Genomic DNA, 23,553 nt, shown 5'->3' on the forward strand with positions numbered 1-23,553 from the left:
ATGAAAAAAACAATTAAGGGGAAACTTACACTAAACACAGCAATTTTTATTGTTGCAGCAATTATTGTCTGCGAAATTGTCAGTGTGAATGCATTAAAAACAAACATGACAAATCAGACAAGACAATATGTCAGCAGAGAGGCACAGACCAATGCACGTGTGGTTAATGAATGGCTGCAGGGGCAGGCAAACACGGTACATACAATTACGAATACGATTGCTTTTATGAACACAAAAGATACGGATCACGTGATGGATTACCTGGAAAAAGCCTTGAGTGAGAATAAAGAGGCATTGATGTATTATTTGTGTTTTGGATATGATGGAGGAGTATTTCCTGCAAACCATTCTAAAATAGATCTGGATCCAACGACAAGAGACTGGTGGAAGCAGGCCATTAAGAAAAATAGTTTGATTTATACGGCACCATATAAAGATTTTGCTTCTGGGAAAATGATTGTTACCATTGCAGAACCGCTGGAAATAAAAGGCGAACAGGCGGTTGTGCTGGCGGATATTACGATTGATACTTTGACTAAACTTGTTTCTAATGTAAGTACGGATGAAAACATTCAGGGCTTTTTGTTAGATGCCGATGGTATGGTTGTTTCGCATCAGAATAAGGATTATCTGCCGAAAGAGGAAGGAAATACTTCTTTGGCTAAGGTACTTTCTGTTAATGTAAAAGAGGTTTCTGAGATAACAGATTATGATGGATATTCAAAATTTATTCATACCGCGCAGATTACAGCTACCGGATGGACATTTGGTGTAACGGAGAGGGAATCAGTAGTAACAACACAAGTGGTGAAGAGTGTGATTTTAGTTGTCGGAATCGGGGTTGTCCTTTTGATTCTCGTAGTTCTTCTTACCATTGCCAGTGTGAAGAAAAATTTGAGGCCACTTGAAAATATGAAGACATTTATCCGGGAGAAAGTCATCGGTGATTCTCAAAAGAATGTACATAAAAATGAGGTTGAGGAAATCTCTTATTTATTACAGGAGTTAGAACAGCGTTTTATTGGTGTGATTCGCAAAACAAAAGATGAATCCAATGTCATTCATACCAGAGTGGAAAATACGAATGACAAGGTCTCCTTAATTAATCAGAATATTATGGAAATCAGTGCAGCAATGGAAGAAACCGGAGCAAACATTGATTCCCAGACAACCAGTATTCAAAACATTGATAAAACTTGCAAGGATACAACGCATGCAGTGGATGTTCTTGTATCCCATGCAGAAGAAATGTCTGATAAAGCGAAAGAGATTGGTGAGCGTGTCAATGAAGCGGTGCAGAAATTAATGACAGATAAAGACAGTGCTGTGGTGAAGGCGGACGAAAGCAGAAATCGTATGCAAATGGCGATTCAGCAGACAAGAATTATTGGCGAGATTGCAACTGTCTCAGCGTCAATTGAAGAAATTGCTTCTCAGACAAATCTTCTTGCATTAAATGCTTCGATTGAGGCGGCAAGAGCCGGAGAGTCAGGAAAAGGATTTGCGGTTGTTGCGGAAGAAATCAAACAATTGAGTGAAGATACATCAAACGAAATTCGTAAAGTGAATGACTTGACGCAGAAAGTATTTGAAAGTGTGAAGATACTGTCCACTGAAAGTAACGAGTTATTAGTCTTTTTAGATGAGACAGTTTTGGCAGATTATGATAAATTTGCAAGTCTTGCGAATCAGTATAAAGAAGACGCAAATTATTATGAGGAAACAAGCGGTTCCATGGAACATAATGCAGAAGAAGTAATGGACGCAATTCAAAGTATTTCAAATGTTTTGGAAAATGCAAGTTCAGCACAGATGGAACTTGCGTCTGCAGTAGAAAGCGTAAATGAGAATTTGCAGAACATGACAAGTTCAAGTGAAAGCATGACTAAGGAAACGAAGAATGCGATGGAAAGCGTAAATGCTTTGCGGGAGACGATGGAAAAATTTAATATGTAAAGCAATATACATATTCTTGGAATTTCCAGTCAATAAAGAAAGGTTATGTTTTGTGGGCGCTTCCGCTTAACAAGCGCGTAGGGGTATCGGCATGCTAAATACGCATGCCGGATACCCACGTGCTTGTACCCACGCAACATAACCTTTTTATTGACTGGAAATTCCAAAAGAAGAACTATATTACTACATATTAATTTCTATCTATTTTGCAATTTCCCTTTTTCTTATTTTTCTCAAACCTAATCCCCAATCCATTCCGTAGCAAAAAAACACGACCCATTGACTGCATACAGCCACGCGGGTATGAGACATGCGTATTTAGCATGCCCATACCCTTGCGCGGCTGTTAAGCGGGAGCGTGCAGTCAATGGGGGTGTATTTTTTTGCAAATTTTTACGAACTTTTTACATAGAAATGATTTCAGATTTTACATTCGCCTCCTAAACTAGGACTTGTAAGAAAGAAAAAGAAAGATGAAAAGATTGAAAGGAGAAAACAAAAATGAAGATGACAAAAAAAGTATTAGGAATGGTTTTATGCGGGGTTATGACAGTGGGGATGATTACCGGCTGTGGCGGCTCTGACAGCAGCACAACAAATGATGCAGGAAATACATCTGCAGATGCAGCACAGGAAATTTCCGTTGTATCACGTGAAGATGGTTCCGGTACACGAGGCGCTTTTGTAGAGCTTTTTGGTGTTGAAGATGAGGAGAACGGAGAAAAAGTAGACAAGACGACAGAAGAAGCAACAATCGCAAACAGCACGGAAATCGTTATGACAACCGTAGCCGGTGATAAAAATGCAATTGGTTACTGCTCACTTGGTTCTTTAAATGACAGTGTGAAAGGACTTAAGATTGACGGTGCAGAGCCAACGGTTGATAACATTAACAATGGAAGTTATGCAATTTCCCGACCATTTAACATTGCAACAAAGGATAAGAAAAGTGAAGTAACACAGGACTTCATTAACTACATCCTGAGTGAAGACGGACAGAAAGTAATTGAGTCTAACGGTTACATCAAAGCAAGTGATGCCGGTGCTTTCAAGAGTAACGGTGCCAAAGGTAAAATTGTAGTAGCCGGTTCCTCTTCGGTTACGCCGGTTATGGAAAAACTTGCTGAAAGTTACAAGACAGTAAACAGTGGAGCAGAAATTGAAATTCAGGAAAGTGATTCCACAACAGGTATGAATTCAGCAGCAGAAGGAACTTGTGACATCGGTATGGCATCCCGTGACTTAAAAGACAGTGAAACAGGTGCAGGACTTACACCGACAGTAATTGCAAAAGACGGAATCGTAGTAATCGTAAATAACGAAAACAAAGTAGATAACATGACAAAAGCACAGGTAAATGATGTGTTCCGCGGAACAATCACAGACTGGAGTGCCATCAAATAAAGGAGGCAGCCATGAAAGAAAAGGCAATGAAAGTAGTGTTTCTGATTGCCGCTTGTGTTTCGATTCTTGCTGTAGCATTAATTTGTATCTTTCTCTTCGCAAATGGTATCCCGGCAATTAAGGAAATCGGCTTGTTCGATTTCCTGACGGGAACGGCGTGGAAACCGGGAAATCACAAATTTGGGATTTTGCCGATGATATTAGGAAGTATATATGTGACCGCCGGAGCTCTTATTGTAGGAGTTCCGATTGGCATTTTGACAGCAGTGTTTTTAGCAAAGTATTGTCCGAAAAAATGGTATCGAATCTTAAAAGGCGGCGTCGATTTGCTTGCCGGAATCCCATCCGTTGTCTACGGATTTTTTGGACTTGTTGTTCTGGTTCCGATGGTGCGCGACACCTTTGGCGGAAATGGAAACAGTATTTTAACGGCATCTCTTTTGCTTGGCATTATGATTCTGCCAACGATTATTGAGACATCAGAGGCAGCTATTCAGGCGGTGCCGGATAAATATTACGAAGGAGCACTGGCACTTGGTGCCACGCATGAGAGAAGTGTTTACCGTACGGTTGTACCGGCAGCGAAATCCGGAATTTTAGCAGGAATCATTCTTGGTGTCGGACGTGCGATTGGTGAGACGATGGCAGTCATTATGATTGCCGGAAATCAGGCAAGAATGCCTGCCGGTTTGTTAAAGGGTGTTCGTACACTTACAGCAAACATAGTAATTGAAATGGGATATGCGGCAGATTTACACCGCGAAGCGTTAATTGCGACAGGTGTTGTCCTGTTTGTCTTTATCCTGATTATCAATTTATTGTTCTCACTCTTAAAGAGAAAGAAGGTGGACTAGATGGCAAATGGTTTGAAAAAACAAAAGCAGAAATGGAAAGCACTTGCAAAACATAAGTCCTCTCTGGTTCTTTACCTGATTACAATTTTGGCAGCAGCGATTACGGTATTTGTGTTAGGATACCTGATTGTTTATATTCTGGCAAATGGTATTCCACATTTGAAACCGTCACTGTTTGCTTTTACTTATACATCGGACAATGTTTCGATGATGCCGGCACTGATTAATACGGTGCTTATGACACTGGCAACCTTGATTGTTGCGGTTCCGCTTGGCATTTTCGCCGCCATTTATCTGGTGGAATATGCGAAGAAAGGGAACAAATTAGTAAGTGCAATTCGTGTAACGGCAGAAACACTGACCGGAATACCATCGATTGTTTATGGATTGTTTGGTATGTTGTTCTTCGTCGGTTACTGCAAATGGGGATTTTCCCTTTTGTCAGGAGCTCTCACCTTAGCAATTATGGTGCTTCCGGTTATTATGCGAACGACCGAAGAAGCACTTATGGCAGTGCCGGATTCTTACCGAGAAGGAAGCTTTGGGCTTGGTGCCGGAAAACTGCGAACGGTATTTCACGTAGTTTTGCCGAGCGCCGTTCCGGGGATTTTATCCGGTGTTATTTTGGCTACCGGGAGGATTGTTGGTGAGACCGCAGCATTGATTTATACGGCAGGAACGATTGCAAAAGTGCCAAGCAGCATTTTTGATTCGGCAAGAACGTTATCGGTTCATATGTATAATTTGTCAAAAGAAGGACTGCATACGGATGAATCGTATGCAACGGCAGTGGTTCTTTTGGTCCTTGTAATTGCAATCAATATGTTGTCGAATTTTGTCGCTCGAAAAGTTGGGAAAAACAAATATGGCAATTAGAATGGAGAATGAATATGGAAGATAAATTTTGCATACAAAACATGAATCTCTATTATGGAGATTTTCATGCACTGAAAGATGTCAGTATGAACATTCCGGCGAATGAGATTACCGCTTTTATCGGACCTTCCGGCTGCGGTAAATCTACATTTTTAAAATCGCTAAACCGGATGAATGATTTGGTAGAAGGGTGTCGGATTTCCGGTTCCCTTCAGTTAGATGGCGAAGATATTTACGGTGACATTGATGTCAATCATCTTCGCAAGCGGGTTGGAATGGTGTTCCAGAACCCGAACCCATTTCCAATGAGTGTGTACGATAATATTGCTTATGGTCCACGAACTCATGGAATTCACTCCAAGGCAAAATTAGATGAAATAGTTGAACGGTCGCTGAAACAGGCAGCAATTTGGGACGAACTCAAAGACCGTTTGAAAAAAAGTGCCCTTGGTTTATCCGGCGGACAGCAGCAGCGTTTGTGTATTGCCAGAGCACTTGCAATAGAGCCGGAAGTGATTTTGATGGATGAACCAACAAGTGCCTTAGACCCGATTTCCACTTCAAGAATTGAGGATTTGGTACTGGAATTAAAAGATAAATACACAATTGTAATGGTAACGCATAATATGCAGCAGGCAACGCGTGTATCTGACCGCACGGTATTTTTCCTTCTTGGAGAAGTAGTTGAAATGGACAAAACGGAAAAATTATTTTCCATGCCAACGGATAAACGTACAGAAGATTATATTACGGGGAGGTTTGGATGATGAGAAATCGATTTGACAGACAGCTTACAGAATTAAATCAGGACATGATTCAGATGGGGCATATGATTGGCCAGGCAATCGGCATGGCAATCAGCGCACTGAATAACCGTGACAAAGAACAGGCGGAAAAAGTAATTGATTATGATGATGAAATTAATGAGGAGGAGCGGATTATCGAAAATCTCTGCTTGAAACTTTTGTTGCAGCAACAGCCTGTGGCAAGGGATCTGCGCGTAATTTCATCGGCACTGAAAATGATTACAGACATGGAAAGAATTGGTGATCAGGCAGCAGATATTTCGGAAGTAACCCTGCATTTAATTGATGCTAAGTATAAAAGAGATATGGAGCATATTCGAAAGATGGCAGCAGAAACGACCTATATGGTTGTGCAGAGCGTGGAAGCATATGTAGAAAAAGACGAGGAAAAAGCAAAAGAAGTCATTGCACATGATGACATTATTGATGATTTATTTATTAAGTCAAGAGAGGATGTAATTTCTCTTATTCGCAGTAATCCGGAAGAGGGGGCTTGTGCGACGGATTTACTTATGATTGCAAAGTACTTTGAGCGAATCGGAGACCATGCCTGCAACATTGCGGAATGGGTCATTTTTTCAATTACCGGAGAGCACAAGAAAAAATAAAAATAAAGTAAAAATATGTAAAGTTATAATTGCATTTTTTCCTTATCAGCAGTAAAATAAATATAACATTGATTTTACTTATGAGATAGGAGGAGCGTGTGTATGAAATCAAAATCATTGCGATTTCGCATATTGTTACTATTGGTAGGAACAACGGCTATAGCTGCTTTAATTTGCGGAATTATAGGATATTATAATTCGAGAGCAGTTGCCGACAGTGATGCAAAAGAAAAATTGACGACAGTGAGTGAAGGGTATGGGAAAGATATCGATAACCTGCTTTCACAGGTAGAAGTTGCGGTGAATACTCTTGCAGATGTAACAAAAAATCAGATTCAGGATGTAGACAAGTTCAAAAGCAGCAGCAGCTACGTGGATTCCTGTACGGAGGCGTTAGAGACTACAGCTCTTCAGTGTGCGAATAACACGAAGGGCGCGATGACTTATTATATCCGCTATAATCCGGAATTTACAGAAGCAACATCCGGTATTTTTGCTTCGAAAGAGAGTGAGAATGCAGATTTTAAGTCATTGACACCGACAGATTTCAGCAGTTTTGACAAAGACGATGCAGAACATGTGGGCTGGTATTATATTCCGGTTAAAAATGGAAAGGCAACTTGGATGGATCCGTATTTAAATTCCAATGTGAATGTATATATGATTTCCTATGTTGTTCCGATTATGATTGACAATGAAGCAATTGGAGTTGTTGGCATGGATATCAACTTTAATCAGTTAAAACAACTTGCCGACAAAGCCAAATGTTTTGATTCCGGATATGTTTTCTTGGTTGATTCATCGAATAAAGTTTTGTCACATAAGGATATAAAACAGGGAACGGATTTGCAGAAAGTGGATGGCGAACTGGCCTCATTTGTGAAGGCCGGAAAGACGGGCGAAATAAAAGAGTACACTTATAATGGAAACAGGAAAATGGTAAGTGCTGTTTCATTGAAGAATGGCATGAAATTGGTAATGGCTGTTTTAGATAAAGAAGTGCAGAGCAATTCCACCCGCTTGATGTATATGATGATTATTGCGATTGTTGCAGCAACTTTATATGCAGCAATTACAGGATTTTTCTTCAGTGGTTCGATGATTCGTCCAATTAAGGATTTGACAGGAATTATTGAGAATACGGCGAAACTTAATTTTGTAAAAAGTGAAAAGGGTGAGAAATTAGTCCGTATGAAGGACGAGACCGGTGCGATGGCACGTGCCGTACAGCAGATGCGAAGTAAACTTCGTGCGATGGTAGCGTTAATTGACCAGGCAGGAATTAAAATGGGTGATAATGTTACCGACTTGACTGTGAATATGTCAGAGGTCAATGATATCTGTAATAATAACTCGGCCACGACAGAAGAACTCGCAGCAGCGATGGAAGAAGCAGCCAGTGCAACGGATACAGTAAATCAGACGATTGCAACCGTAAAAGAAAATGCCGAAAGTATTAAGGCACTTTCGGGAAGAGGTGCCGCACTGTCAACGGAAGTGATGGAGCGTGCGAATCAGTTAAAGACAACGACGGAGAATGCCGGAAAACGTACAGATGAAATGTATGCAGAAGTGAAACAGCGTACGGAAGTTGCGATGAAACAGGCAGAAGCGGTAGAGAAGATTAATGAACTTACGCATGATATTATGGAAATTTCTTCTCAGACAAATCTCCTTGCCTTAAATGCTTCCATTGAAGCAGCAAGAGCAGGAGAGGCCGGTAAAGGATTTGCCGTTGTAGCAACCGAAATCGGTGCTTTGGCTACACAGACCCAGAATGCAGTTGGTGATATCGACAGCATTATTGGCGAGGTACATAACGCAGTAAGCGGTATGGTAGATTGTTTACAGAATGCGATGGACTTTTTGGAAAATACGGTTCTTGGCGATTACAAAGGATTTATGGAAGTCGGCGAGAAGTATTCCGAAGATGCTGCTGCTTTTGAAGATGGCATGACTAAAATTAATCATTCAATTGTTACGTTGGTTGATGCGATTACTGATATTTCTCATTCAATCGAAGAGATTAATCTGACGGTAAATGAGTCGGCAACCGGTGTTTCAGACATTGCAGAGAAAACTTCTGAGATGGTTCGGAAGATTGAGGCAACCGGAACATTTATGCAGGATAGCGAAGAAAGTGCTAACAATTTAAATCAGATTGTCAGTGAATTTGATTTGGATGGCAAGAAATAACAAACTCTTGACAATTGCAAATAATCGTACTATCATGAAAATGCTCATAGAGAAAAGCGTTGACGGAGACAGTACCCTGTGTGGAAGTGTTTCAGTGAGCCGGCGATAGTGAGAATCCGGCACCAGTAAGCATAGGCGAATATCACTCCTTAGCTGCAAAGTCGAACGGTATTTATCCAGTAGACTACGCCGGTATCTCCCGTTATAGAGATATATGTTCGGTTTGTGAAACACTCACAGTCCTGACGTAGAAGACAGGTGGTATAATGAAAGTTTAGGCTCTCATCCTAGTTGGATGGGAGCTTTTTTATTTTTTTTAATGGAGGTAACTATGTATAACAAAGTATCAACAGGCATGAATTTTGTCGAGAGAGAAAAAGAAGTAGAAAAATTTTGGAAAGACAAAGATATTTTTCGCAAAAGTATTAAACTGCGTGAGGGGGCACCAACGTATATGTTTTACGATGGACCGCCAACGGCGAATGGAAAACCGCATATTGGTCATGTATTGACCCGTGTTATTAAAGATATGATTCCGCGTTACCGTACAATGAAAGGCTATCGTGTGCCGCGTAAAGCCGGATGGGACACGCATGGTCTGCCGGTTGAGCTGGAAGTAGAAAAACTGTTAGGTCTGGATGGAAAAGAGCAGATTGAAGAATATGGTATGGAACCATTTATTAATCAGTGTAAAGAATCTGTCTGGAAATACAAAGGTATGTGGGAAGACTTTTCCGATACCGTAGGTTTCTGGGCTGACATGGATGACCCATATGTCACATATGATGACAATTATATTGAGTCTGAGTGGTGGGCATTGAAGGAAATCTGGAATAAAGACCTTTTGTATAAAGGATTTAAAATCGTGCCTTACTGCCCTCGCTGTGGTACACCGTTGTCCGCACAGGAGGTTGCGCAGGGATACAAAACCGTAAAAGAGCGTTCTGCTATTGTCCGCTTTAAGGTGACAGGTGAGGATGCCTATTTCCTTGCATGGACGACAACACCTTGGACCCTGCCAAGTAACGTGGCTCTTTGTGTAAACCCGAATGATACTTACTGTAAAGTAAAAGCAGCAGATGGCTATACTTATTATATGGCGCAGGATCTTTTGGATACGGTACTTGGTAAACTGGCAAAAGATGATGAGCCGGCTTATGAAGTGTTAGAGAGTTTCCCGGGAACCGCATTAGAGCATAAAGAATATGAGCCATTGTTTGCCTGCGCGAAAGAGTGTGCTGATAAGCAGAACAAAAAAGGATTTTTCGTAACCTGTGATACTTACGTTACGATGACCGATGGTACCGGTATTGTTCATATCGCACCGGCATTTGGTGAAGATGATGCCAATGTGGGAAGAAACTATGACCTTCCTTTTGTGCAGTTTGTAAATGAAAAAGGCGAGTTGACAGAAGAGACTCCATTTGCAGGTATTTTCGTAAAGAAAGCGGACCCTGAGGTATTAAAAGACTTAGATGCCAGAGGACAGTTGTTTGATGCACCGAAGTTTGAGCATGAATATCCACACTGCTGGCGCTGTGATACACCGTTGATTTACTATGCAAGAGAATCCTGGTATATCCGTGAAACAGCAGTAAAAGACGATTTGATTAAAAATAATAACACTGTAAACTGGATTCCGGAGTCAATTGGAAAAGGACGTTTTGGAAACTGGTTAGAGAATATTCAGGACTGGGCAATTTCCCGTAACCGTTATTGGGGAACTCCATTAAACATCTGGGAGTGTGAAGGATGTGGACATCAGGAATGTATCGGCGGAAGAAAAGAACTGGCAGAGCGTGCCGGAGATCCAAAAGCCGCTGAGGTAGAACTCCACCGTCCATACATTGATGAAGTAACCTTTACCTGTCCGGATTGTGGAAAAGTTATGCACCGTGTACCGGAAGTAATCGACTGTTGGTTTGACTCCGGTGCGATGCCATTTGCACAGTATCACTATCCATTTGAAAATAAAGACGTGTTTGAGAAACAGTTTCCGGCCCAGTTTATCTCCGAGGCGGTTGACCAGACACGTGGATGGTTCCATTCGCTGATGGCAGAATCTACTTTACTTTTCAACAAAGCACCATATGAAAATGTAATCGTTCTTGGACATGTGCAGGATGAAAATGGACAGAAGATGAGTAAGAGTAAGGGAAATGCCGTAGATCCGTTTGATGCTCTGGAAAATTATGGAGCAGACGCAATCCGCTGGTATTTCTATGTAAACAGTGCACCATGGCTGCCGAACCGTTTCCATGGAAAAGCGGTTACCGAGGGACAGCGTAAATTCATGGGTACACTGTGGAACACATATGCCTTTTATGTGTTGTATGCGGAGATTGACCAGTTTAATCCAACCGAGCATACATTAGAATATGAGAAACTTTCGATTATGGACCGCTGGCTTTTGTCCCGTCTGTATTCGACGGTTAAAGAAGTTGATGAGGACCTTGACAACTACAAAATTCCGGAGACCGCAAAAGCATTGCAGAGTTTTGTGGAAGATATGAGTAACTGGTATGTGCGCCGCTGTCGTGATCGTTTCTGGGCAAAAGGCATGGAGCAGGATAAAATGAATGCCTACATGACTTTGTATACGGCACTTGTAACAATCAGTAAGGCAGCAGCTCCGATGATTCCATTTATGACCGAGAGCATTTATCAGAATCTTGTGTGCAATCTGGATTCAAAAGCACCGGAAAGTATTCATTTGTGTGATTTTCCGAAAGTTAAGGAAGAATGGATTGACAAAGAACTTGAGACACAGATGAAACAGCTTTTGGACATTGTTGTTCTTGGCCGTGCATGCCGTAATACAGCAAATATCAAAAACCGTCAGCCAATTGGAAAAATGTATGTAAAGGCAGAAGGCGAATTGTCCGATTTCTATAAAGAAATCATTGCAGATGAGCTGAATGTAAAAGAAGTTGTATTTACCAATGATACAAAAGAATTTACGACATATCAGTTTAAGCCGCAGCTTCGTACTCTCGGACGCCGTTTCGGAAGCCGTTTGAACGAATTGAAAGAAGTGCTTGCCGGATTAGATGGCAATGCTACGATGGATGCGTTGAATGCTTCCGGTGAAGTGACTGTTACGGTTGGCGGCGTAGATGAAGTGCTGGCAACAGAGGATTTGCTGGTAGAAACGGCACAGATGGATGGCTATGTGAGCGAGGAAGATCACGGTATTACCGTTGTATTGGATACAAACCTGACACCGGAGTTAATCGAGGAAGGATTTGTGCGTGAGGTTATCAGTAAAATTCAGACCATGCGTAAAGATGCAGGTTTTGAAGTGGTTGACCATATCCGTGTTTACGAGCAGGGAAATGATAAGATTAAAGAAATCATCAAAGCAAATGAATCTCAGATTAAAGCCGATGTTTTGGCAGATGAGGTTATTTTGGATAAAGTAGAAGGTTACACCGCAGATTGGAAAATTAACGGTGAGGCTGTTACACTGGGTGTTACAAAAGTGGAAGCGTAACGAAGAGTTTGTTACAGAAAGAGAGGTAATTTATGGCATTTGTAACGGAAAAGGAAAAGAAAAAGGAATTGAAGAATAACATTTCGAACTACATGAAATTGTTGTTCCGCCGTTCGGTTGAAGAGGCAACTCCACAGCAGTTGTTTCAGGCAGTTTCTTATGCAGTCAAAGATATCGTAGTTGATGACTGGATGGCAACGCACAAAGCCTATGAGAAAAAGGATGTGAAGACAGTTTACTATTTGTCCATGGAGTTTTTGATGGGTCGTGCACTTGGTAACATGATTATCAACCTCAAAGAGGACAAAGTTGTACGCGAGGTACTTGACGAGATGGGTGTAAACTTAGACTTGCTTGAGGATGAAGAGCCGGATGCAGCTCTTGGTAATGGTGGTCTTGGACGTTTGGCAGCCTGCTTTTTGGATTCCTTATCTACACTTGGGTATCCGGCTTATGGCTGTGGTATCCGCTACAAATATGGTATGTTCAAGCAGAAAATCGAAAATGGTTTCCAGATTGAAGCACCGGATGACTGGTTAAAAGATGGTAATCCATTTGAGATGAAGCGTCCGGAATATGCCGTTGAAGTACGTTTTGGCGGTTATGTAGCGGTAAGAAAAGACGAAAAGACCGGAAGGGATCGTTTTGTACAGGAAAATTATCAGTCCGTAATGGCAGTGCCTTATGATTTGCCGGTTGTCGGTTACGGAAACCACATTGTAAACACACTTCGTATCTGGGATGCTGAGGCAATTGATACGTTCAATCTGGATTCTTTTGATAAAGGTGATTATCAGAAGGCAGTTGAGCAGCAGAACCTTGCCCGTACTATTTGTGAAGTGCTGTATCCAAATGACAACCATATGGCAGGAAAAGAGCTTCGCTTGAAACAGCAGTATTTCTTTGTATCGGCAAGCGTGCAGCGTGCGATTATGAAGTATATGGAAAACCACAATGATATTCATGGTCTTCCGGAAAAAGTATGTTTCCAGTTAAATGATACCCATCCAACGGTAACAGTACCTGAATTGATGCGTATTTTGTTAGATGAATATGGTCTTGAGTGGGATGATGCGTGGGATATCACAACCCGTACCTGTGCTTATACAAACCATACAATTATGGCGGAAGCATTGGAGAAATGGCCGCTTGAGTTATTCTCCCGTCTGCTTCCTAGAATTTATCAGATTACCGAGGAAATTAACCGTCGTTTCCAGAATGAGATTCAGGCAAAGTATCCGGATAATCAGGATAAAGTAAAAAGTATGGCAATTATTTATGATGGTCAGGTCAAGATGGCACATCTTGCTATCGCTGCCGGATTTTCGGTAAATGGTGTGGCAAGGCTTCATACGGAAATTTTGAAACATCAGGAATTAAAAGATTTCTATGAAATGATGCCGGAGAAATTTAATAACAAGACAAATGGTATTACACAGCGTCGTTTCCTGCTTCATGGAAATCCGAAACTTGCTGCATGGGTAACAGACAAAATCGGTGATGAGTGGATTACAGACTTGTCTAAAATTGATAAACTTTCTGTTTTTGTGGATGATAAAAAAGCGCAGCAGGAATTTATGAATATCAAGTTCCAGAATAAAGTTCGTCTTGCGAAGTATATTAAGGAGCACAATGGTGTTGAAGTAGACCCTCATTCGATTTTCGATGTACAGGTAAAACGTCTGCATGAGTACAAACGCCAGCTGCTTAACATTTTGCATGTTATGTATTTGTATAATCAGTTGAAGAAAAATCCGGGTATGGATATGTATCCTCGTACTTTCATTTTTGGTGCGAAAGCTTCTGCCGGATACCGCCGTGCAAAGGCAATTATCAAACTGATTAACAGTGTTGCTGACGTAGTAAACAATGACGCTTCAATTGAAGGAAAAATCAAAGTTGTATTTATTGAAAACTACCGTGTGTCCAATGCAGAAATCATTTTTGCTGCTGCTGATGTATCAGAGCAGATTTCAACTGCAAGTAAAGAGGCATCCGGTACCGGTAATATGAAATTTATGCTAAATGGTGCACCTACCCTCGGAACAATGGATGGTGCCAATGTTGAAATCGTAGAAGAAGTAGGCGAGGAAAATGCTTTCATCTTCGGCCTTTCCTCACAGGAAGTAATTGATTTCGAGCATAATAACCAGTATGATCCGAAAGAAATTTACAACATGGATTCGGATATCCGTGCCGTGCTTACCCAGTTGATTGATGGAACATATTCCCCTGAAAATCTTGATTTGTTCCGTGAGATTTACAATTCTCTGCTTGAGACAAACGGCTATGAGCGTGCGGACCAGTACTTTATTTTGAAAGACTTCCGTTCTTATGAGGCGGCACAAAAGAAAGTAGAAGAAGCATACCGCGATGAGGAGCGATGGGCGAAGATGGCAATGCTCCAGACTGCTAAATGCGGTAAATTCTCTTCCGACCGCACCATCGAAGAATATGCGAAAGAGATTTGGCATTTGGAGAAAGTTACTTTGTAATAAAATTGAATAAATTATTTTAAAATCGAACATACTATCATCAAACAATTTTTGTGAGGTGATAGTATGTTTTTTAAACAAAAAGGATTCTATATATCATTAGCCTGTGGCATTGCTGCAATTGGCGCCTTTGCGGCGTTATGCATCAATATGAACCGCAGTGAACAAAAGGAGCCGGTGGCTTCGGCGAGTAATCCCCCGCAGGCGACCGCGGCGGCAACACCGGAGACGAAAGAAGCGTCCAGCAATCATGCAAATTCCGAGGTAAAAGAAAAGAAAACAAAAAAACGTAAGAAAAAATCTGTACAGACCAATGCAAAACCTGCGAAAAAGCAATTATCGTTTAATCAGGAAGAGGGCCTTTCCTGGCCAATAAAAGGCGATGTGCTGATGGAGTACAGCGCAGACAAAGTGGTATATTTTAAGACACTGGCACAGTACCGCACAAATCCGGCACTTCTTATAGAAGCCAAAGAAGGAATGGATGTAAAAGCGAGTGCGGATGGTATCGTGGAATCGGTGGAAACTTCTGAAGAAACCGGTCGTACGGTTTCGATATCAATTGGTGATGGTTTTACAGTTGTTTATGGACAGTTAAAAGATGTTTCTGTAAGTAAAGGTGATATGGTTTCGGAAGGACAGGTCCTCGGGAAAATTGCAGAGCCGACAAAGTATTATAAAGAAGAAGGAACAAACCTTTATTTTCAAGTGAAGGAGAATAAAACCACGGTAAATCCGATGTTGCTGCTTAAATAAGTGTGCCGAATATATCAAAAACAATACGTTTATCATCATGGCAGGGAACTTCTTTTTGTGTTATTATAAACAAAATATAAAAACTATATAATGTAAAGGAGGAACTGCCATGAAACAATGGAAACGAGTTAGTGGAGTTGTTTTATCGGGGATTTTAGCTTTGTCAATGACACTTGGCGGGATGACAGCGCCGGATGCAGGGGCAAAAGCGAAAAAAGCAAAATTAAAGACAAAAAAGATTAGTGTTACGGTAGGAAAGAAGAAAACAATTAAAATTGCAAACAAGAAAAAATCCTGCAAGTACACATTTAAGAGTAACAAGAAAAAGGTTGCCAAAGTATCGAAAAAGGGTGTTGTGACCGGTCAGAAGAAGGGGACAGCCAAGATTACGGTAAAAGAAGTTAAAAAGAACGGAAAAACGAGAAAACTTGGAACTGTTAAGGTAACAGTGACGAGGAAAAAAGGACCGGATAAAAACGTAGTAAATACGACAAAACCTACGGCAAAGGCTACAGCGAAAGCAACAGAAAAGCCAAATCCGGCAAAAGCAACACCGACACCTGTTGTAAAAGGCACATCGGTAAAAGTGTATACGGACGAAATTAAGGATTCTAATTTGGTTGCAGAGGCAGACGGATTTGGACATATGCCGACACCGGAACCGACAAAATCAGCAGATGCTACACCGGAACCAACACCGGCAGTGCTTGTTAATGCGGACATGGAAAAGGGCGAATATGAGCCAATCGCTTCTCGTGGTTCAGCTTCTATTTCAGTCGTTGATGATGGAGCAAATAACACAAAGAAAAGTGCTAAAGTAACAGGACGTACAGCAGACTGGCATGGTGCTTCAATTGATGTTTCTTCTTTGGTTGAAACAGACAATGAATATGCGATTTCTTTTTATGCAAAGCAGGAAACAGGAGAGGATCAGAAACTGGATCTTTCCATGCAGTATGTTGGGGATGATGAGTCCACTCATTACGATTCAATTACGTCCGTTGAACTTTCGGATTCTACATGGACAAAATGTGAGGCAACTATGAAGGTGCCGGAGCACACGGGAACGATCTTGATTTACTGGCAGTCTGTGTACCAATCCAATAATGATATGGACTTTTACCTGGATGAGGTAACCATGACAGGAGTTGCAAAAACAGCGGATAAAGATGCAGGCGTTCCGGATCTTAGTACAGGACTTGTTAAAGGGAAAATCGGTAATCCGATTATGACCTCCCGTTTGACAGCGGATCCGTGGGCTATGGAATACAACGGAAGAGTGTATGTTTATGGAACAAATGATTCTCAGCAGTACGAGGCAGCAGCTAATGCAGATAATAACTACAGCAAAATTAAATCATTGAACTGCTATTCTTCTGCCGATATGGTGAACTGGACAGATCATGGAACGATTGCAGTATCCGGAAGTAAAGGAGCTGCGAAATGGTCGGCAAATTCATGGGCACCTGCAGTATGTCATAAGAAGATTAACGGCAAAGAGAAATTCTTCCTGTATTTTGCGAACAACGCAAGCAGTATTGGTGTATTGACGGCAGACAGCCCAACCGGTCCTTGGACGGATCCGATTGGAAAACCAATTATTGACCGCTCTATTACCGGCTGTGCAGAATCTGAAATTGGATGGCTCTTTGACCCGGCAGTTTTGGTTGACGATGATGGAACCGGCTACCTTTATTTTGGTGGTATTGGTAATACCGATGGAAAGAAAGAAGACTTTATCCGCAATCCTAAATGTGCACGAGTTGTAAAACTTAGTGACGATATGACTAGTGTAGATGGGGATGCAAAAACGATTGATGCACCATTCATGTTTGAAGATTCCGGTATTAACAAAATCGGAGATAAGTATTATTACAGTTACTGCACAAACTGGACCGGAAGCATTGACGGTGTTACCATTGACCGTGCAGACTGCCCGACGGCAAACATTGCGGTAATGGTAAGTGACAGCCCAATGGGTGACTTTAAATATGTTGGCTGTGTTTTGAAAAATCCGGGTACATATTTTGGAGTAACCGGTAATAACCATCACTGTTTTACACAGTTTAATGGTAAACTGTATGCATTTTATCATACGAAGAAAGACACAATAGCAGTCGGTACGAAACAGGATTACCGTACGACTTATGTAAATGAGTTAAATCTTGGTGACAATGGAGATTTTACAAATGCGGATGGAACAATTGCCGATACAAAGATGACAAAGACCGGTGTATCATCGATTGGTACAATCAATCCTTATGAGACGGTTGAGGCAGAAACATTTGCGATGGCAGATACGGTAGGAACTGTTATTAATAATGAAAAAGCGTCCAATGAAGACTGGGCCGTAAATTATTCCGTATACAATGGAAAGATTGGTGCTTATATTGGTGTAGCGGATGTTGATTTTGGAACGGATGGAGCATCTGAAATTACCATGAAACTTGGTGATTCCACATCGGATTCTTACCAGACGGTTACAAAGAAACTCGGTAAAAAGCTGACAGGAAAGCATACCATTTATTTTGAGTTTGATACACTGGATGTTCGTATGGATTCTTGGAGCTTTAAAAAGTAATAGTATTGTTTTGTAGATGTATAAAAGGACAGCATACCATAGAAGATTGTGGTGTGTTGTTCTTTTTTGTGTTGCTATAATTCAAAATGACATGTTATAATAGCACTAATAGTTGAGGAGGTGTTTAATACATGTTTCGAATTATATATGCAGTCGAACGTGAATGTAAGCCGGAGGGGTTTGAGGATAATCTTGTATTTGCTGAAGGTGAGTATGAGATGATGTTGTTTGAAAACGATACGATGATTGAAGTGGATGGCGAAATGCGTCCATACCCGGCACATACCGGGATTATTTATAAGCCCGGACAGAGAGTTCATTATCATGCGAAAGAGGGAAGATTAACATACACATGGATACGATTTGATTGTGATGAACCATTGTTTGCGGAAGGCTATGTGCCATTTGGGGTTCCTATTTTCTGTTCAAATTATGACTATTTTCTTGTTTATTGGCATATGGTTGCCTGTGAGAATTATTGGCATAGTAAAAGCGAAGAATATATTATTTCGAATTTGATGCATATTATTTTCCACTGGTTTCATGATTATGCATTTCCTAAGCAAGGCTCCAGGTATCAGCCGCTCTTAGAAAAACTGCGCGGGGATATTTATGCACATCCGGAATATGACTGGACGTTGGAAATGATGGCAGAGCGGATAAATCTAAGTCCACGCTCGCTTCAGAAAGTGTATAAAAATTTTGCAAATGTTTCATGTATTTCAGAAGTGATTGAGAGTCGGATGATTCGGGCAAAGATGCTTTTACTTCGAAGTGCCTTTGATGTTGGTGAAATTAGTATGCAGTGTGGATATCGCAATGTAGAGCATTTTTGCCGCCAATTTAAAAAGCATGAAGGATGTTCTCCAAGCCATTATCGTAAAGAACATTTGGTTCGGCCGTAAAGTGTGCATGATAAATCAATTTTCGTTCAAGATATATCATGGATTTGCTGCAGGAAGTGAGTTATACTAATACTCAAGTAAATCAATATTTACTTTCCCTCAAAACAAACTCTTATAACTAAAAATACTGTCATTGTGAAAACAGTGGCAGTATTTTGCTTTTTTGGGGTTTTGATGGAAAAGTCAAAAAGGAGGAATCAGAGCATGAGAAAAAATGTATTTCGTGCAAAGGGGCTTGCACTGTTATTAACAGCTGCCCTGCTTGTGCCGCAGATGTCGGGCGTATCTGCTGATGCAAAAGCAAAAAAACCAAAATTGAGTAGAACAAAGGTTTCCGTTACAGTGGGGAAAACAAAAAAGGTGACAGTAAAAAATGCAAAAAAAGTTACTTGGAAAGTAACAAAAAAAGCAGCCAAAATTGTTAAACTCACAAAGAAATCCAAAAAGGGAGCAACAATTAAAGGCTTAAAAAAAGGAACTGCAAAAATTTCCGTTCAAATGAAGAATGGAAAGAAAAAAGTGAAAAAGACGCTTACGGTGAAAGTAAGCAGTGCAAAAAAAGTTGTTGTTACCGCAGAACCGGCTAAGACTACAAACAAACCGACAAACGGTCCAACGAATGGTCCAACAAAAGAACCGGTAAAAGAGCCAACAGCGACACCGACTGCAACATCAACAACAGAACCGTCGGTAACGCCAACAGCAACGCCGACAGAAGAACCATCGGCAGAGCCAACAGCGACACCAACACCAATGCCGCTTCCGGATCTTGGTAAAAACGACGTTAAAGTTGACCTGACAAAAGAAAACGAATACGGGCAGAATTCAGTATTGGAAGATACCATTACTTATTATGAAGGAAATGGTGTAAGCTATACATCGACCGGAGAATTTAGCGGTGGTGGTGTAGCATACTGGACCAATGCAGACAAGTCCGGAATTGATTTATCCAAATACAAATCCATTCGTATTGTAGCGTCATCAGATACAGCAAATACACCTGTTGTTTGTGAATTGCTGAAGAGCAATCCGGCAAATGTATGGGGTGGTGGAATCGACGTATTTGATGGCTACAGTGAGTACAATGCTATTACAGAAGCTGGTAAAGCACAAGTGTTTGAATTCCAGATTAGTGATGATTTGGCAGCTGATTTGGCAGAGGGAACACTTGCTTACGGTATTCGCTTGAAATACAATGCATATCATACGGATGGTGACGATTTACCAAATTGCAATTTTAATATTTATTCCATTATTCTTATGGGAAAAGATGATGTGCCAGAGCCAACAGCAACACCAACAGAAGAACCGACACCAACACCTGGTGTGGCAAGCGGAAGTGCTGCGGTTGTGGTAACAGCGACAGGAAGTGCGGCAGGACTTGATTTGGAAGAGGGAGATACTCTTGATTTAAATGCCAGTGTAAGCACTACTGGATGTGCGGTAACCGGTGATATTGTTTGGACAAGCTCCAATGAAGAGGTAGCAACGGTTAGTGCAAGTGGCGCATCGGCAACAGTAACGGCGGTTGGAGAAGGAACGGCAACGATTAAAGCAACAATTACAACCGATACCGGCATTGTTACATATGACAAATATGATGTTACGGTAGTCGCTTCTGACCTTGTTTTAGAAGGTGATGATTTAGGAGCAGGTGCATCTTATACGTATGTACCTAATGGATTTGCTCTGTATGCTTCTATGGGAATTTTTGAGATTGATAAGTCAAAATTGAGTAAAGAAGGAACAACTATTTCGATAAAGTACACAGCGATGGAAGGAGATACTGACGTAAAAGATACACAGAGATTTAACATTGGATTAAAGACCGGTGACAAATGGAATTCCCCGGCAATTAAAGATTACTATGGCAAGACAGGCGGCGAGGTAAATCTAACATTGACTGCTGATGACATGAAGAAAATCGGTGCGGATGATAAGGTTTATGTTCATGTAGGCACAGGAACTGCCGGATTTAAAGGAACATTTACGTATCTGTCGGTAACAGCAGGAGAAGATAGTCTTGTGTCGGAACTTCCAAAGGCTGTAAGTTATGTGGAAAGCGGACTGGCACAGTGGGCTCCAACAGCAAAAGTTATGCTTCCGAGTGATATTGATTTTAAGCAATATTCAAAATGCCAGATTGAATTTACAGCATCCGATCCGACTTTCGAATTCCACGGAATTGTTGGTCATAAAGTGAATGGTAAAGATGTAACAGATCCTAAGTATGGTGTTACATCAGAAGGATATTTTGAGGTAAATCTTTCCAATGTGAAAAAAGAAGAGGGTACAGAACCGTTTGTTGTAATCAATGCCGGAAAGGCAGGGTACGCAGGCTCTGTGACGATTACTAAGATAACATTTGTAAAATAGTATTTGCGATGAAAGAGACCTGCTCTTTTTGCAGGTCTCTTTCGTTATCAAAGGAAAGCGAGAGTATTAATGAAATTAAAAAAAATCATGAAATGGTCGGTGATTACGATGGCAATGATGGCGGGGATTTGTTTTGCGCCGCAGTCGGGAAAAGCGGCGGAAAAATTGGAGGTTAAAATTCCTACCGAGCGCGCAATTTATCAAAGGGACAATAACAATTATGCCAACGTAAAGGTTTCTATTGAGTACAGTGGAACCGGGGAGGTGTCGGCAAAACTTTATGACGGAGATAAAGAATTAGGAAAAACGGCGGTTTTAACCAAAGGGGAAGGTAATACATATGAAGGAAGTATTGCAAATGTACCCGGAGGTGGCTGGTATACATTGATTGTAAATGCGGGAAGTGAGAGTAAAACAGTAGAAAAAGTTGGAGTCGGTGAAGTTTTTATTACCGGTGGACAGTCAAATTCCTGTAACTTTGGAGGCGAAAAAACAACTGCTCAATCAGATTTAGTATCAGCATATAATCCGAATACTAACACGTGGCAGCATTGTGAGGACAGTCAGCCGAGTGAAAGTGGATTTAATACCGGTAATGGCGGTGGCTCCGCATGGCCTTCCATGGGAGACGCCCTGACACAGAAGACTGGTGTTCCGGTTGGCTTTGTATCAACGGGTGTTGGTTCTGCTAAAATTGAGGAACTTCGTACAAAACATTATTTTGCAATTAAAAATGCAATTAATGACTTGAAGCCATATGGGTATCGTGCTTTTTTGCTTCACCAGGGAGAGGCTGATACGGATGGAACAAAGCGCGAAAAATATCTGGCTTCTTTACAGCAGTTAATTGCACAGACAAGAGAAGATGCCGGATATAATTTGAATTGGTGCATTGCGCAGGTTTCCTATGCATGGAGCAATTACAATAATACGAAGAAAATGGAATCCATGAAAGAGACCCAGCGTGCGGCCTGCAACGATGAAACTATTTTTGTGGGACCAACGACCGATGATTTACAGGGTGAGTATCGACACACGGATAATCTTCATCTGAGCAAACTTGGTTTGATTGAACACGGAAAACGCTGGGCAGATGTTGTGTATAATAAAATGATTACAGCATATGAAGTTTCCATGGATACAAATACGAAGCATGGTCAGATAAGTGGAGAAAAATCCACATATCATGCTGGTGACATTGTAAAGGTAAGTGTAAAGGCAGATGAAGGATACTATTTGAAAATAGGTTCCTTTACGGTAAATGGAAAGCAGGAAGCACTGGATGGTTCTTCATTTGTTATGCATGCGGAAAATGCCGTTATGACAGGAGAATTTGTGACAATAGACGAGCTGGTTGGTTTTCTAAAGGATGAATTAGAAAAGGCGAAAAAAATTGATGCAGCCAAGTATGAAGAGGTATCGGCAACTGCATTAAAAAATGCAATTTTGGCAGGTGAACAAGCGATAATTACGCCGGCGGTAACCGGGGAACAGGTTCAAAAATGTACGGTTGAACTTATGACAGCACAAACGTCACTTGTTGAAAAGTCAGTGCCGGATGCAACACCAACACCGCTTCCGACAGCAACACCAACCGCTGCCCCAACAGAAGCACCGAAACAGACAGAAGCACCAAAACAGACAGAAGCACCAAAACAGACAGAAGAACCAGGTGTCAGTCAGCCGGTTGCCGGTACACCTGCCGCAAAGACAAAACTTCCGAAAAAAGGAACTATAATCAAAAAAGGTGGAGTGAAATATGTGATTACAACGTCTTCCGGAAAGGTAAAGACGGTATCCGTTCTCGGAGTGGCAAACAAGACAAAGAAAAGTATTACGATAGCCAAGACAGTTTCTTATAAAGGGTATCAATATGCCGTAACCGGAATTTGCAAAAAAGCGTTTTACAAAATGTCAAAATTAAAGAAAATAAAGGTTTTGTCAATAAAGATAACAAAGGTTGGTAAGCAGGCATTCAAAAAAACAAATGTTAAATTAAAAATTCAGGTTCCAAAGAAAAAACTAAAAAAATACCGGAAATTGTTTCAGGGAAAGGGACTTGGCAAAAAAGCAAATATCGTGTAATATATGAAAAGAAAAAGACATCGTGGTCTGACACGGTGTCTTTTTTGCTTTAAGACAAAAGGAGATTTTATTTGCATTTTGCAGAAAAATGATTTACAATGATAATGAATCATTAGACTTATGATTACACATAAGAGAAGAAATTTGAACAGCCACGGAAGG

14 protein-coding genes are annotated in these 23,553 nt (G+C 41.0%); all 14 read left to right on the forward strand.

The features are described from left to right. The 14 genes from DW019_RS08940 (at window position 1) to DW019_RS09005 (ending at window position 23,391) form a co-directional block, all read left to right on the forward strand. Window positions 1–1,956 (forward strand): methyl-accepting chemotaxis protein, encoded by a 1,956-nt coding sequence (locus DW019_RS08940; RefSeq protein ID WP_181974924.1) that lies wholly within the window; start codon window positions 1–3, stop codon window positions 1,954–1,956. Window positions 1,957–2,457: 501 nt separating this feature from the next. Next, complete coding sequence (locus DW019_RS08945; protein WP_022376057.1) at window positions 2,458–3,360, forward strand: substrate-binding domain-containing protein; 903 nt, start codon at window positions 2,458–2,460, stop codon at window positions 3,358–3,360. Window positions 3,361–3,371: 11 nt separating this feature from the next. Beyond that, window positions 3,372–4,214 (forward strand): phosphate ABC transporter permease subunit PstC, encoded by an 843-nt coding sequence (gene pstC, locus DW019_RS08950; RefSeq protein WP_022376056.1) that lies wholly within the window; start codon window positions 3,372–3,374, stop codon window positions 4,212–4,214. Next, window positions 4,215–5,090: a phosphate ABC transporter permease PstA gene (pstA, locus tag DW019_RS08955; protein WP_118443158.1), complete on the forward strand. Its 876-nt coding sequence runs from the start codon at window positions 4,215–4,217 to the stop codon at window positions 5,088–5,090. A gap of 14 nt (window positions 5,091–5,104) precedes the next feature. Further along, window positions 5,105–5,857, forward strand: a complete 753-nt coding sequence (pstB, locus tag DW019_RS08960; RefSeq protein WP_022376054.1) for a phosphate ABC transporter ATP-binding protein PstB — start codon at window positions 5,105–5,107, stop codon at window positions 5,855–5,857. Beyond that, the gene (gene phoU / locus DW019_RS08965; RefSeq protein WP_118443159.1) at window positions 5,857–6,504 is read left to right on the forward strand and encodes a phosphate signaling complex protein PhoU; all 648 of its coding nucleotides are present in this window, start codon (window positions 5,857–5,859) and stop codon (window positions 6,502–6,504) included. The genes pstB and phoU overlap by 1 nt, the downstream gene beginning before the upstream one ends. A 102-nt stretch (window positions 6,505–6,606) precedes the next feature. After that, the gene (locus DW019_RS08970) at window positions 6,607–8,700 is read left to right on the forward strand and encodes a methyl-accepting chemotaxis protein (RefSeq protein ID WP_117478135.1); all 2,094 of its coding nucleotides are present in this window, start codon (window positions 6,607–6,609) and stop codon (window positions 8,698–8,700) included. A gap of 331 nt (window positions 8,701–9,031) precedes the next feature. After that, entirely contained in the window at window positions 9,032–12,193 is a 3,162-nt protein-coding gene (ileS, locus tag DW019_RS08975) for an isoleucine--tRNA ligase (RefSeq protein ID WP_117478134.1), read from the forward strand. A 32-nt stretch (window positions 12,194–12,225) separates the two neighbouring features. Next, entirely contained in the window at window positions 12,226–14,688 is a 2,463-nt protein-coding gene (locus tag DW019_RS08980; protein WP_117478133.1) for a glycogen/starch/alpha-glucan phosphorylase, read from the forward strand. A gap of 66 nt (window positions 14,689–14,754) precedes the next feature. Next, complete coding sequence (locus tag DW019_RS08985; protein WP_117478132.1) at window positions 14,755–15,444, forward strand: M23 family metallopeptidase; 690 nt, start codon at window positions 14,755–14,757, stop codon at window positions 15,442–15,444. A 109-nt stretch (window positions 15,445–15,553) separates the two neighbouring features. Next, a complete protein-coding gene (locus DW019_RS08990; protein WP_117478131.1) occupies window positions 15,554–18,025 on the forward strand; it encodes a family 43 glycosylhydrolase in 2,472 nt (823 codons plus the stop codon). Between the two features lie 131 nt (window positions 18,026–18,156). Further along, entirely contained in the window at window positions 18,157–18,930 is a 774-nt protein-coding gene (locus DW019_RS08995; RefSeq protein ID WP_117478130.1) for a helix-turn-helix transcriptional regulator, read from the forward strand. Between the two features lie 204 nt (window positions 18,931–19,134). Then, entirely contained in the window at window positions 19,135–21,306 is a 2,172-nt protein-coding gene (locus DW019_RS15065) for a PT domain-containing protein (RefSeq protein WP_242989348.1), read from the forward strand. Between the two features lie 69 nt (window positions 21,307–21,375). Beyond that, the gene (locus DW019_RS09005) at window positions 21,376–23,391 is read left to right on the forward strand and encodes a sialate O-acetylesterase (protein ID WP_118443160.1); all 2,016 of its coding nucleotides are present in this window, start codon (window positions 21,376–21,378) and stop codon (window positions 23,389–23,391) included. The last annotated feature ends 162 nt before the right edge of the window (window positions 23,392–23,553 follow it).

Source organism: Clostridium sp. AF37-5 (genome assembly GCF_003477605.1).
Taxonomy (GTDB): Bacteria; Bacillota; Clostridia; order Lachnospirales; family Lachnospiraceae; genus Eubacterium_F.